General features: G+C 44.3%; 11 protein-coding genes, 1 tRNA gene and 1 pseudogene. 2 read left to right on the top strand and 11 right to left on the bottom strand.

The annotated features are described in order from the left end of the window. Positions 1–40 precede the first annotated feature (40 nt). Entirely contained in the window at positions 41–739 is a 699-nt protein-coding gene (locus VYM24_RS15010; RefSeq protein ID WP_330940319.1) for a NigD1/NigD2 family lipoprotein, read from the top strand. Positions 740–864: 125 nt separating this feature from the next. Here VYM24_RS15010 and VYM24_RS15005 read toward each other — a convergent pair whose 3' ends face one another. From VYM24_RS15005 to VYM24_RS14990, 4 genes are read right to left on the bottom strand one after another with little or no spacing between them, the layout of a single operon-like run. Continuing rightward, positions 865–1,881, bottom strand: coding sequence for a zinc-binding alcohol dehydrogenase family protein (locus VYM24_RS15005; protein WP_330940318.1), 1,017 nt, complete (start codon positions 1,879–1,881; stop codon positions 865–867). Positions 1,882–1,904: 23 nt separating this feature from the next. Further along, positions 1,905–3,164, bottom strand: coding sequence for an L-fucose:H+ symporter permease (fucP, locus tag VYM24_RS15000; protein WP_291555053.1), 1,260 nt, complete (start codon positions 3,162–3,164; stop codon positions 1,905–1,907). 15 nt (positions 3,165–3,179) lie between these two features. Beyond that, a complete protein-coding gene (locus tag VYM24_RS14995; protein WP_330940317.1) occupies positions 3,180–4,103 on the bottom strand; it encodes an amidohydrolase family protein in 924 nt (307 codons plus the stop codon). Positions 4,104–4,118: 15 nt separating this feature from the next. Continuing rightward, positions 4,119–5,051 (bottom strand): aldo/keto reductase, encoded by a 933-nt coding sequence (locus VYM24_RS14990; RefSeq protein ID WP_291555049.1) that lies wholly within the window; start codon positions 5,049–5,051, stop codon positions 4,119–4,121. Positions 5,052–5,232: 181 nt separating this feature from the next. Here VYM24_RS14990 and VYM24_RS14985 point away from each other — a divergent pair, with 181 nt between their 5' ends. Continuing rightward, positions 5,233–6,249 (top strand): LacI family DNA-binding transcriptional regulator, encoded by a 1,017-nt coding sequence (locus tag VYM24_RS14985; protein ID WP_299096444.1) that lies wholly within the window; start codon positions 5,233–5,235, stop codon positions 6,247–6,249. 21 nt (positions 6,250–6,270) lie between these two features. On the opposite strand, the gene VYM24_RS14980 is transcribed toward VYM24_RS14985, so the two are convergent. The 7 genes and pseudogenes from VYM24_RS14980 to VYM24_RS14950 all read right to left on the bottom strand — a co-directional run bounded on the left by VYM24_RS14980 (position 6,271) and on the right by VYM24_RS14950 (position 13,387). Further along, a tRNA-Ser gene (locus VYM24_RS14980) sits at positions 6,271–6,358 on the bottom strand. 239 nt (positions 6,359–6,597) lie between these two features. Further along, positions 6,598–6,888, bottom strand: coding sequence for a helix-turn-helix domain-containing protein (locus VYM24_RS14975; protein WP_016272733.1), 291 nt, complete (start codon positions 6,886–6,888; stop codon positions 6,598–6,600). Between the two features lie 3 nt (positions 6,889–6,891). Further along, positions 6,892–7,047, bottom strand: a complete 156-nt coding sequence (locus VYM24_RS14970; protein ID WP_016272734.1) for a helix-turn-helix domain-containing protein — start codon at positions 7,045–7,047, stop codon at positions 6,892–6,894. 378 nt (positions 7,048–7,425) lie between these two features. Continuing rightward, positions 7,426–8,144: pseudogene (locus VYM24_RS14965) on the bottom strand (DUF6047 family protein). Positions 8,145–8,896: 752 nt separating this feature from the next. Further along, positions 8,897–9,034, bottom strand: a complete 138-nt coding sequence (locus tag VYM24_RS14960) for a hypothetical protein (RefSeq protein ID WP_175271170.1) — start codon at positions 9,032–9,034, stop codon at positions 8,897–8,899. 15 nt (positions 9,035–9,049) lie between these two features. Continuing rightward, positions 9,050–9,232 carry a hypothetical protein gene (locus VYM24_RS14955; RefSeq protein ID WP_025076624.1) on the bottom strand — a complete coding sequence of 61 codons (183 nt, stop codon included), beginning with the start codon at positions 9,230–9,232 and terminating at the stop codon, positions 9,050–9,052. A gap of 105 nt (positions 9,233–9,337) precedes the next feature. Next, positions 9,338–13,387, bottom strand: coding sequence for a hybrid sensor histidine kinase/response regulator transcription factor (locus VYM24_RS14950; RefSeq protein WP_016278366.1), 4,050 nt, complete (start codon positions 13,385–13,387; stop codon positions 9,338–9,340). Between the last annotated feature and the right edge of the window lie 55 nt (positions 13,388–13,442).

Here is a 13,442-nt window from a genome sequence, read left to right as displayed (position 1 = left end):
ACATGTAGAAAATAAGATTAACACCAAAAAACAACAATTGATGAAGAAGCTGAGATTTTATTCGGTAGTATTTACATTTGCACTTTTAATAATACCGATGTTACAGTCTTGTCTGAATGATGATGACGAAAATCGTGGTACCCGTTTCACAATCGGTACGATAGAAGTTATAGGAGAAAAGGAATACTTTTTTAATCTGGATGACGGTGACAAGATGTATCCCAGTGATACTACTTACATCCATAACTACGCAGTGGAAAACAACCAACGTGTATTTATTCATTTCCTTCCATTGGAAGAAGGTATCCCGGGCTATGACTATAATGTGAAACTTATCCAACTTGAAAACATACTGACAAAAGACATTATTCCACTTACCGAGGAAACGGCTGACAGCATCGGTAATGACCGTATCAATGCTACCTCATTATGGATTACAGGAAATTATCTGAACATAGAACACCAGTTCTTCCACAGCAATAATCCAGATAAGAAGCACATGCTGAACCTGGTCATAAATGAAACGGCCGAAACACCTGATCCGGAAGACGAGTATTTCACTTTGGAATTCCGGCACAATGCTTATAACGATGAACAACGTACACCGGGTTGGGGAATCGTATCATTCAGACTGGATGAAATAACCAAGCAATTGACAGGAAAGAAAGGATTAAAAATAATCGTCAATACGATTTATGACGGAAAACAAACCTATACGATAGATCTGAAAAAACAGTAAAATAGGATTAAAACAATAAGAGACCAACCTAAACTGACCAATTAAAGACAGAGAGGGTACATTCCTACAGTGAATGCACCCTCTTTTAATTTTAAAAAGCCTTATTTAAAAGACCTTGAAATCTCTTATAACTGTACAAGGATACGGAATACTTTTCCAGGATTAGCCGCCCACTCTGTCATAGCTTCCAATGCATCTTCAGGTACTGTTACCTTCGTTATTAATTCTTCTACCGGGCAAGTTCCTGCCTTCATATAGTTGATTACCGCACGGAAATCGGCCGGCAGTGCATTTCTGGAACCCCGTATATCCAATTCTTTCTGGACAAAATACTTCGTCTGGAAAGCGACTTCACTCTTCGCATAGCCAATACAAACGACACGCCCTGAAAAAGCAACTTCATCCACAGCCATTACATAAGTCACAGGACTACCGACAGCTTCAATCACAACATCAGCTCCAAAGCCTTCCGTAATCTCTTGAATCCGGCTATGCACATCTTCCGTTTTAGAATTAACCGTATGAGACGCTCCCATTCTCCGAGCCAGCTCCAACTTCTCATCATCCAGGTCCACAGCAATAACAATGGCACCTCTGAGAGCGGCACGAACAATAGCACCTATACCAATCATACCGCAACCAATGACCATCACATATTCATTGTCAATCACCTGACCGCGCGAAACGGCATGAAATCCCACACTCATCGGCTCAATCAAGGCACAATCACGCGGAGAAATATCACCTGCCGGAATAATTTTAGTCCAGGGCAATACAGCATACTCACACATCACGCCATTCCGCTGCACTCCCAATGTTTCATTATGTTCGCAGGCATTGACACGACCATTGCGGCACGAAGCACATTTACCACAATTAGTATATGGATTCAGAGTCACATTCATTCCTTTTTCAAAGCCTGCCGGAACATCCGGACCTATTTCTTCAATGACCGCACCTACTTCATGCCCCGGCACTACGGGCAACTTCACCATCGGGTTACGCCCCAGGAAGGTGTTCAAATCGGAACCGCAGAAACCTACATACTTAATTCTCACTAACACCTCACCGGCACCAACCACCGGTTTTTCAAGTTCAACCACCTTCATTTCAGAGGGATTGACTATTTGAACTGCTTTCATTTTATATATTTGAAATTAATTGTTTAATCAATAACCTTATAACCTTTCCAGCCATAGTAGGCACAGAATATAAAGCAAATCATCGGTACACAATAAGCTGCATAATAAATATGCTCATTGGCGTGCATGAAATAAGCCGTCAGCTGAGGAAGACAGGCATTACCGACAATAGCCATCACGAGAAAAGCCGAACCACTTTTTGTCTGGTCACCCAATCCCTTCAGAGCCAGAGAGAACTGGGTAGGATACATAATAGACATGAAGAAAGAGATAGCCAGCATAGCATATAATCCTACCATACCTCCCCAGATCATTACCACTCCGCACAAAAGAATATTCATTAAGGAATAAACCAACAACATATCCTGCGGACGGAATTTCACCATCAGTCCTGTACCAATCCAGCGCCCGACAAGGAAAGCAAGCATATAAAGTCCGAAGAAAGTTGTTGCGGTTTCTTCCGGAAGTCCTGCATAAGAACAGCAATAGACAAGGAATAAACTGTTGATCGCTGTCTGCCCGCCATTATAAAAGAACTGCGCAATTACCCCCCAACGCAAGTGTGAATGTTTCAGTACACCAAAGTCAATCAACTTTTCTTTCTTTGAACCGGAAGAAGAAGTCTTACTTTCATCTCCTATCTGTGGCAATTTGGAAAATATGAATACCACCGCTATAATCACCAACAGCAAGGCCAGCATCAGATAAGGGAACTTCATTGCATCCGTCTCTACTTGTATATAAGCCTGCCACCCACCCGGATAATCTACGGGTAAAGTATCACGTGTATAATGCGTGCCACTCAGAATCAGTTTACTCAGAAACATAGCAGAGATAAAGGCGCCGAGTCCGTTGAAAGATTGTGCCAGATTCAACCGTCGCGGTGCTGTTTCGGGTGCACCCAAAACGGTAACATACGGATTGGCAGCAGTCTCCAGGAAACACATACCGGTAGCTATGATAAAGAATATGCAAAGATAGGCCCAATAGGCTTTCAACATGGCAGCAGGGAAAAAGAGCAAACCACCCAATGCCGCCAATAATAAACCGAAAACAATGCCTGCTTTGTAGCTATAACGCTTCATGAACATAGCTATCGGAATCGGGAAAATGAAGTAAGCAAGCCAATAGGCAGTTTCGGTAAATGACGCCTCAAAGGTGTTCAGTTCACAGGTTTTCATCAGCTGCCGTATCATTGTCGGGAGCAGATTGCTGCTAATCGCCCAAAGGAAAAAAAGGCAGAATACCAGCGCCAAAGGTATCGCATAAGTATTTTTTTTCATGGTATTATTATCTTCTTATTCAGACATGTTTTTGATATATGGCAATACGGGAAGATCAGTAAATCCATAGAATTTCCGGGCATTTTCTCCGAGGAACAGCCTTTTTTCATCTTCCTGCAAATCGGGTGATTTCACTATAAAATCATACGACATTTTGTAAGTGATTGCGGTAATAGTACGCGGATAATCCGATCCCCACATCAGTTTCTTCATCCCGACCAGTTCGGCTGCTTTCCGTATAGCTTTTACCGCTCCCTTAAAAGGATAGAACTCATCATTGAAAAGCCATGTTATTCCTCCTGATTCAATCATCACATTGGGATGAAGAGCCAGCCGTATCTGTTCTTCCCAATCCGGACGTGTCACCATTCCGAAATGCCCGATAGCAATTCTCAACCGGGGACATTCCTGAATAACTTCCCGCATCTCGTGAACTTGCGTTGCTCCGTCCGCCAAGTCTATGGAAAGCATCACATCCCGTTCTTCCATATAGCGAAACATCTGCATCATCTCTTCACTATTCAGCATCACCCGTCCTTCTTTAAGCAACAGGCGTTGAGCCGGAATTTTAATAGCCTTGAAACCTCTTGCAATTAGTTCTTTTGCCTGTACCAGAAACCCGGGCTTACGAAACTCACACATTCCGCAAACAAAGAAGCGATCGGGATAACGGGAAATTACTTCTGCCAGATATTCATTCTGAATACCATCAATAAATTCCTGTGTAATGACAGCGGCAGCCACTTGCGCATAGTCCATGTTCGACAGAAAAACTTCTGCACTATTCACCCCGTCCATCATAAAGGGAGGAACCATTTGGCGGATTTCTCCCATAAACAACGAGCGTCCATTATCCAGCGTACGAATGGGCAGATCATCCACCACCGTATCTTGCCGTAACCATAGATGGGCATGGGCATCAATTATTGTATAGTCCATATAGACAGCTGTATTTTAAGAATTAGCCCAACTTACGCGTTGCTGTTCCCCAATAATTTCCTGCACTTCATGCACCAGCGTCCAGTCAATCGGCTCTTCAATAAAAGAGACATTCTTTTTCACATTCAGCGGATTGGCCGTACTGAACAATGTAGTTGCAATCCGAGGATTATTAACAGAAAACTGCATAGCTAATTTCTCAATAGGATAATTCTTTGCCTTACAGTGTTCCATTGCTTTGCGACAAGCATCCACCAAAAGTTCCGGAGCCGGATGCCATGCAGGAACGCCCCGTTCACTCAACAATCCCATGGATAGCGGAGAGGCATTTATCACACCTATTCCTTTCGATTCAAAATAATCAAGAAAATCCGCTAGCTTGTCATCGCACAGGCAATAATGGCAGAAATTGAGTATAGATTCTACCGTACCACTGGGCGAGTGGTCAATTACCCATTTCAAGTTTTCAAGTTGCAAGTCAGTGATTCCGACGTGTCCGACAACTCCTTTTTCACGCAATTCTATCAATGCCGGTAATGTCTCATTAACAATCTGGTTCAGATCAGCAAACTCAATATCGTGTACATTAATCAAATCGATAAAGTCGATATTCAGACGTTCCATACTCTCATATACACTTTCTACCGCACGTTTTGCAGAGTAATCCCAGGTATTGACACCATCTTTTCCATAACGTCCCACTTTGGTAGAAAGATAATACCGGTCACGTGGAATGTCTTTCAACGCCTTTCCTAAAACAGTCTCTGCTTTATAATGCCCATAATAAGGGGAGACATCTATAAAATTCATGCCCGATTCGACAGCAGTAAACACAGACTCAATTCCTTCTTTCTCTTTAACATCATGGAAAACCCCTCCTAAAGAAGAAGCTCCAAAACTGAGAGATGATACTTTCATCCCTGTCTTTCCGATTTCATGGTATTGCATAACTAATTAAATTTAAAAGTTTTTAGATGCGACAAAAATAGGGTAAGAATAATTTCAGGACAGCATATAAGAAGCGAAAACAATACGTAATGGTTTACGTAAAAAAAACATCCTTCCATACCCTCTTTTATCGGGGAATGTGTTTTCTTTGTAAATGAATCTAATATAGCAGACTTAAAAAATGGAATACCGGAAACATACCTCATTAAAAGATCTCGCCCAAGCATTAGGCGTATCCATTCCCACTGTATCCAGGGCACTAAAAGACAGTCCTGAAATTAGCAATGAGCTTTGCGCTAAAGCCAAGAAGCTGGCAAAAGAAATGAATTACCGTCCCAACCCTTTTGCCATGAGTCTGCGAAAGAATACCCCGCGTATCATTGGAGTCATTGTACCGGATATCGTTACCCATTTCTTCGCATCCATCCTGAACGGGATAGAGAATATGGCAGTAGACAACGGATACTTTGTCATCATCACCACTTCACATGAATCCTACGAATATGAAAAAAGGAATATTGAGAATTTAGTCAATATGCGGGTAGAGGGTATCATTGCCTGTCTGTCCCAAGAAACTACAGATTATGCTCATCTTGCTGCCCTGAAGGACATTAATATGCCACTCATCCTCTTCGACCGTGTTTGCCTGACCGACCAGTTTTCTTCGGTAGTAGCAGATGGAGTGCAATCGGCACAAATGGCTACCCAACATTTATTGGATACCGGTAGTAAACGAGTGGCTTTCATAGGAGGAGCTAACCATTTGGATATTGTGACAAAAAGAAAACACGGTTACCTGGAAGCTCTTCGTGACAATCGTATTCCCATTGAAAAAGAACTGGTAATCTGTCGGAAAATAGATTATGAAGAGGGCAAAATAGCAACGGAAGCCTTGTTATCCCTTCCTCAACCTCCCGATGCCATTCTTGCCATGAATGACACATTAGCCTTTGCCGCCATAGAAGTTATTAAAAGTCACGGCCTTCACATTCCGGAAGATATAGCTATCATCGGTTATACAGACGAACAACATGCCAACTATGTAGAACCGAAACTATCGGCAGTATCACATCAGACCTATAAAATGGGAGAAACGGCTTGTCGTTTATTAATAGACCAAATCAAAGGGGATAGAACAGTCAGACAAGTAATCATTCCGACAAATCTGCAAATCAGGGAAAGTAGTAGAAAGAAATAATAAAAACGGTTTGTCAACCTGCGGAGAGACGGGGATTCGAACCCCGGATACCCTTTAGGGGTATACACGCTTTCCAGGCGTGCCTCTTCAACCACTCGAGCATCTCTCCTTGTATATTCCGGTAAGTATTTTCAATAAAAAAGCAGCCATTATTTAGCTGCTTTTAGCGGAGAGACAGGGAACGATTAACTTTCATTTTCCCTACTCATTATCAGCATCTTACCAGAAGCCTCTACTCCTATGACACCGAATAATTCACCGCAAATATACTGCAACTTTCTTCCTGTTACACTCTTACTTTTGCAAAGGTAGTAAAAAAATGGCATAAATACAAATCAAACGCTTGATTTAACGAACATAACTTCTATAATTTTCTTCCAATAACAATTGCAATTTAGAAAGAGGATAAAGAAACTTACCACCTATAACAGTATAAGCTATCCCCTTTTCATCACGTAACTTTTGCAAAGTTCTGCTTGATATATGCAACACGCCACATACCTGTTCACCAGTCATATAAACCTCATTGGCGATAGGAACAGGCAAATCTTGAAATTCAAGTACCTCTTTAGAACATTTCTTAAGTATCCTCATCATCATTATGTACTCTTCTGACTGCTTTGTGATTACTCCATCCATATGTTATCTTGCTTTTTGAGTTAATACTCTGACCAAATCACTCTCTTTATACATATATTTGCCACCTATAAAAGAACACGGAATAATTCCGTATTCCCTATAGCTTTGCAAAGTTCGTTTGGAGATATTCAAAGCCAAGCAAACCTCCTGGGCATCCATTCATTTTTCCTTTTCAACAATTCCAAATTTCTTTTTAACAGCTTCAATCTGTGTGAATAAATCCTCAACCTGCTGTTTTAACCGTAAATACGCATTTTTCTCAATTACAACTAACTCCATAATAAATTTGATTTATGATTTTACTATTTGTGAAGCAAAGTAAAGCACATTTCCACATCCGACAAAACTTCCGGAATCAAAGTCACCCATTGGCGTACATTGTCCCCTAAAACATACCCTGAAATATTGTCATGTCATTTCTTTCCCCATATTTACTCAAAGTAAAAACTTTCAGAATCCCGATATAAAGGTGAAAGGCACATCACCGACATCCGCCGGCAATGCGCCTTCCAACCCTCACTTGTTTTCCGTTATCCCTTATATCCTTATACTTTTACTGTTCCGTAAAACTACTTTTTCCTTTATCTCCACCTTCTGCCGTGTATCGGAAAATTGCTCACGCAACAGTTTTCCGACCAGTTTCTTTGCTCTGTCCTGCATCTCGTCATTAACATTCCATCTGTTCCGGCCCAGTAATGCTCTTTCTATCCTTTCAAATTTCTCATAGAAACTGAAATTATCAGGATACTCATCCATCAGTCCGTCCCTCGGATAACCCTTGTCCATGATATGAAGCAAGGTCATCCGGTCATAGTTATCCACGCTTTGGAACAGGCCAAGCCCCTTCTCATTGTCCGGCAGCCGGGCATAATTCTCCCACGTGAGTGAAAGGTCATACACCTCTGTCTGTACGCTTTTAAGAGCCGATTTATCAAGGTAGGCATCCGGTGGAATCTTCTCCAATAGTAACAGGGTATCGTTATCATCATAACAGAGGTTTATCTTCCCCGCCATCAGCGAAGGCCATCCCCGAAGTTCATACACGGTCAGCGACTTTCCTTCAAAGTCCGGCTCAAAGAAACATCTCTCGATATTCTCCTCCATAAAGGCCCCATATTGGTGGTTCCCTTCATAGTTCCGGCTGAAAAGAAGCCCCCCTTATCCGTTTCAACGCCCGTATAGAACTTGTTCCCGTGCCTCAAATCATCCAGCATATCAGCCACCACTACGGGTGATAACTTTATTTCCTCCCACATTTCCGAAGTGAGCCGGCGGGTATAGGTATCATCCTTCGAGAACGGTTCTGTTTCATTTCACAGGCAATACACCACTTCCGACAGAAGCTGGAATCTCTGTAACATAATCCCATGACTACATATACACTGCCGTCTTTTAGCGTTCCATTCTGTTCATTTTCCATATATCAAAGAGTTAAATGTTCATACTCTGTTTTTTCTTTTTAAACGGTATCCTCGTCTTCACTTCCGGCGGCGGGAACCGGGCATTATCCGGTCGCGCAACCGGCGGCGAGACAATCCATCGCTCATTGAGAAGCGGCGCACAGACCAGTCGCAAGTCTCCCAGCCTGTTGAACTTTCTCAGTGTGGGTGCCATGTCGCACCGCTTCGTGCAAATCCCGTATCGGAATATATCCGGTGAGGCGGTCTTGCAGTCCCCGATTTCCGCCCGAAATTTCGCGTCCAACGGTGCCACCTCATGGAGTCTTAATTCCTTTGGTTTTCGTTTCTCGTCCAAAAAGTGTACGGTCAAATCGTTCAAAAACTCTTCATGCGTTCCGACAGCCAACATATCAGCAAGCGGCTACGGCTGCATATCATGTGTGAAATCCACGAGGCCATCTGCCGCCTTCGCTATAGCGGCGAGCCCGTGGACTGACCTGCCAACCCCACACCTGAATATCCATCTTAAAAAAGTCGGGCAATCCCTATGCGGCTGCCCGGATTTTCAATATTTTTCCATACCTCTTTCACTCAATATGATTGTCTATTCATGCCAGTTCTACGAATTCACAGCCTTTCAACAACTTGGTCGGAGGCAACAACAGCGTACAGCGGTAATAGCTCTTGCTGCAGACGAACAGTTCCTTGTCGTAACGGTACGTTTCGGGAACGCTGGTTGCCAGCACCGTCAGCTTTAGCCGCTACATCATCATCTGATAGAGGTCGAACACCTCGGTATTGGCCTTGTAGTCTATCTTGTTCCAAAAGAAAAGGATATCTCTCAAGGGAATTTCAGGCTTGTTGCGGACATAGTCCAACACGATGGTCGAGGAAGAGAGGCTGCTCCGCATGACCATCTTACCCACCGTGATCGGAGTAATCACGTAATCATATTGCAAATAGTGTGGAACCCACCCTAAGCATTTACCCTACCTGACGTAACGACCAGTATCAAGTCGATAGTACTCTCTCTGTTTTTTATCAACTCATCAACGGCTTCCCACACTTCCTCCCCCATGGCACCGATAATCGGATAGGCTTTCTTTCGGATGCGTTCCCATTGCTACTTTGCGGTATTCACTAGGACTTACACCATAATGTTTCCTGAATACTTCCCTGAAATATTTTGCATCACTGAATCCGGTTGCATCCGCAACTTCTATTATCGTGCACCTTTCCTGGATTAGCAGGTTTGCCGCATGTTGCAGGCGGATGGAACGGATGTAGTCGGCCGGTGCGTATCCTGTCAATGTCTTGAGCTTGTTGAAGAAACTCGAACGGCTCATGTGCTGGATTTCACAGAGGGTGTCCACGTTAAAATCAGGACTGGTAATATGTTCCATAACACATTCTCTCACGGTGGCAATGAATTTCCAGTCCAATGCGTTACTGCATCCTTCAGGTAACGGGCCGGTACCAGATTTTAGTCCGGCATATGTTTTTCGGAGCAATATCCGGTTGCCCAGTATGCTCCTGATGTTCGCCTTGAGCACATTCACACTGAACGGCTTGGTTATATATGCATCGGCTCCCTTGTCCAACCCCTTGAGCATATTTTTCTCATCGCTGAGTGCCGTCAGCAGGATGACCGGAATATGAGAGGTTTCAATGTCCGACTTGATGGCTGCACATAGTTCATCACCGCCCATCTCCGGCATCATGACATCCGAAAGGATCAGGTCCGGGTTATATTCCCTTGCCACGACCAACGCGTCGCGTCCGTTTGTGCATGATTGGACGTGGTAGTCCTGTCCCAAGAGTCTCTCAATGTATCCCCGCAAGTCATCGTTGTCCTCCACTACAAGAATACGTGATGAACTTTTGCCATTTTTCATCGTTTCCATCCGCAGTTCGGCAGAACACGTTTCCGGTTGTGGCGGGGCTGCATCTTCCGTCTTTGCCACTGTTATGAAACGTGCCTTGCGCAAATGCCTGTTTCCCATGGGGAATGTAACACGTACACAGGTACCTTCCCCTTCCGTGCTTGATATAATGATCCTTCCCTTATGCAAACGTACTAGTTTGCAGACCAGCATCAGGCCGATTCCGCTTCCCGGCACTTTCTGATTAACGGCATTGCTGCCCCTGAAAAACCTTCCGCCCAGATATTTCCTCTCCCCGGCGGGAATTCCAATCCCCGTATCACTTACCTCTATGCTCCATGTATTCTGTTCAGTGTAGGCACAAACATGGACATTACCATTTCGGGGGGTATATTTCAAGGCATTTGACAATAGATTCTTCAATATGGAATCCATTTTGTCCCTGTCAAACCAGACATTCATAAAAGGGAACTTACTTTCACATGAGAGGTTGACGTTTTTCTGTGACGCATATGTCCGGAAAGTTTCGCAAGTACTTTCCAAGTAGCTGTGCAGCTCATATTCGCCAACACTTAATTGTGAGGTGTAAACGTCCGCCCTTTCGAAATTGATCAGGTCGGTAACCAATTGCAGGAGGTTATTCACGCTTCTCAAGGCCACTCCCACGTTATCCGTCCCTTCCTCTTTTACCTGCTGCCTTTCCACCACTTCTTCCAAAGGAGCTTTTATCAGAGTGAGGGGGGTACGGATATCATGGGCGGTATTTATGAAGAAGCGTGTCTTTTCCTCCGATAGCCTTTTTTGTCTGCGCAACATGACGATCCTGACTGCTATTGTAACGGCTGATATGGCAAGAAGTGCATATCCCGCTATGGCCCATGCGCTCGCCCATGGTGGACGGGCGACAACCACTTCAATACTTTTCTCCTCATAAACTTTGTATTTTTCTTCGTTGGATATGGCACAGATACGCAGGATGTACTTGCCTGGGGAAAGACCGGTGACCTGTATCTGCCCGTCCTGCAACGGGTGGCTCCAGCCGTTATAGGCGCCTTCCAATTTCCATGAGTACAGAATGTTTGAAGGATAATCATAGTTAATGGATATTGCTTCCAGGGAGAAGCTGCTCTGGTCATAAGCCAGTTCAAGTCTGTAATTACCGGCAATGTCCTTTTTTAACGGCGACCCTTCCTCACCAGGATAGACCGGACGTGAAGAAACGGTAAAATCCCTCAGGAGCATCTGTGAGAACTGTGGAACGGGAATCTGCAAGTCAACCGGGAATATGACGATGCCATCATTGCTTCCGAACACAAGACTGTCCCCATACTGGGTTGCAGCGCCGGCATTGAAGCATACGCTCATCAATCCTTGTTCCGCCGTCCAGTTTTGGAAAGTCCGGTCTTCATACAGGAAAGTAACTATGCTGTTTTCCGTACCGAGCAGCAAGCTGCCATCCGGTCTTGGAATGACAATATAAATGTTATCAGAGACAAGGGCACAGTTTTCCATGTGGTACTGGTGTATAAATTTATCGTTTGCACCGTCATATACAAGCAGTCCCGCTCCTCTGGTCCCCACATATAGTGTGCTGTCCGCAGCTTGGTACAAAGTACTGACATGGACTGTCTCGACCGGGAAATCTATGCGACGGTAATCTCCCCGGAGCTTGTCCAGCAGGTATAATCCCATAGTTGTACCTACCCAGATGTGTTCCGCGTCCTTTTCCAGTATGGCGGTAATGGACCCCAGTCCCGGGTAGAGTCGTATGTCACCGGTTTCAGGGTTGATGCGTTTGAGATTACAGTATCCGCCTGACCATATATCCCCTCCGGAGTCCTTTATTATGTCACTGATATATTGGTCAGGGCTTATTCCCGCCAGGGAGGAAGGTGAGATGTACTCCACCATGCCTTTCTTCTTGTCAATCCTGTATATACCTGATGTATACCCACCTGCCCAGATAATGCCGGGTAATACCTCACAGAGGCTCAGGAAGATATTGTTGTCATCGCCTTTCAAGTGCTCGGAACTGCTAAGGAAGGAAGTCCACTGACCGGTTGCGCTGTGAAGCAGGCTGATCCCGTTGCTGGTGGCGAACCACAGGTCACCCTCGCCGTCCCGGACTACATCATGGACCTGGTTATTGGCCAGCGAACTGTTGTTGCCCGGTGAATGCTTGAGCCATTTGTAACTTCTGTAACGGTCGTTGCGTATTGTAATCCCGATAGGATAATTGGCCATCCATATCCGTCCGTCTCCATCCACATAAATATCATTGATGTTGTTCCCGTTCATACCGTTATAATTGCTGTAGTCGGCGGTTATATAAGGCCGGGCGGAGAGAGAATCAACGTCAATCTTGTATACTCCCCTGCCTCCCGTGGCTACCAGCAGTTGCCGCTTTCCAAAGGGGGTGATTCGTTTGATTGCCACGTTCTGTAGCGGACCGTCCGCGATGATGGTTGAAGTCGTGTTCATTCCGTATGCTATAATTCCTTCCTTGAAGGTTCCTATGAACAGTTTCTTTGAATCTTGGTGGAAATAAAGCTCACTTACCGGTATACAGATACTGTCAGTATATGTTCCGACCACAGTTTCTAGGACACCTTCCTTTTCTATGGTTTGCAGTAACCCGTTTGATGTCCCTATAAAAAAGTTTGTACTGTCGGTCTGCGTGATTGCAGTAATATCGTTCGAGGCAGGGGAGTCTATTCTGTCCGTAGTGCCTGCGCGGGTATCATAGCGTATAATACTGTCACCATGGCAGAGCCAGATACGGTCATTACTGTCCATATAGGTACAATTGACGGTGCCTGATGTTACGTCATCCTGCAGGCCGTTAAGCTTGTAGGTCATAACAAAACGGTCACGGGCGGTGTCGTACCGGAATATGCGTCCTTTTCTACCCACAACCCACAGCCTGTGCCTGCTGTCGGTATATAGCCAGTTCAGGTTGATTTGCGGCGCCACCTCCATACTTCCGTCAAAGACGGCATAATGTTTAATCTTGCTTCCGTCATAACGGTCTATCCCTTCCTGGGTAAGGAACCACATGTAACCGTGCCCGCCTTTCTGGATGCGGAAAATTCTCCGGTTACTTAGTCCGTCCTCTATGCCCAGGTATTTATAAATTTGACCCTTGCAGGTAGTAAAAGTGGCTATTAGTAAAGGGAACAGAAAAAGCACCCTCTTTAAAATCTGAAAGTATGTCATTTGTAGTAAAAGTATGCTAAGTTAAATGTTACCCGCAAAATAATAAAAATAGTTT

The organism is Bacteroides sp. MSB163 (assembly GCF_036416795.1).
Lineage (GTDB): Bacteria > Bacteroidota > Bacteroidia > Bacteroidales > Bacteroidaceae > Bacteroides > Bacteroides maternus.
This window is presented reverse-complemented; position numbering and strand designations above follow the sequence as displayed.

What these genes read in the sequence shown, in the direction of transcription:
- VYM24_RS14985 (WP_299096444.1), top strand. Translation starts at nt 5,233, where the DNA reads ATGGAATACCGGAAACATACCTCATTAAAAGATCTCGCCCAAGCATTA.
- VYM24_RS14970 (WP_016272734.1), bottom strand. Translation starts at nt 7,047, where the DNA reads ATGGATGCCCAGGAGGTTTGCTTGGCTTTGAATATCTCCAAACGAACT.
- fucP (WP_291555053.1), bottom strand. Translation starts at nt 3,164, where the DNA reads ATGAAAAAAAATACTTATGCGATACCTTTGGCGCTGGTATTCTGCCTT.
- VYM24_RS15010 (WP_330940319.1), top strand. Translation starts at nt 41, where the DNA reads ATGAAGAAGCTGAGATTTTATTCGGTAGTATTTACATTTGCACTTTTA.
- VYM24_RS14995 (WP_330940317.1), bottom strand. Translation starts at nt 4,103, where the DNA reads ATGGACTATACAATAATTGATGCCCATGCCCATCTATGGTTACGGCAA.
- VYM24_RS14950 (WP_016278366.1), bottom strand. Translation starts at nt 13,387, where the DNA reads ATGACATACTTTCAGATTTTAAAGAGGGTGCTTTTTCTGTTCCCTTTA.
- VYM24_RS14990 (WP_291555049.1), bottom strand. Translation starts at nt 5,051, where the DNA reads ATGCAATACCATGAAATCGGAAAGACAGGGATGAAAGTATCATCTCTC.
- VYM24_RS14975 (WP_016272733.1), bottom strand. Translation starts at nt 6,888, where the DNA reads ATGGATGGAGTAATCACAAAGCAGTCAGAAGAGTACATAATGATGATG.
- VYM24_RS15005 (WP_330940318.1), bottom strand. Translation starts at nt 1,881, where the DNA reads ATGAAAGCAGTTCAAATAGTCAATCCCTCTGAAATGAAGGTGGTTGAA.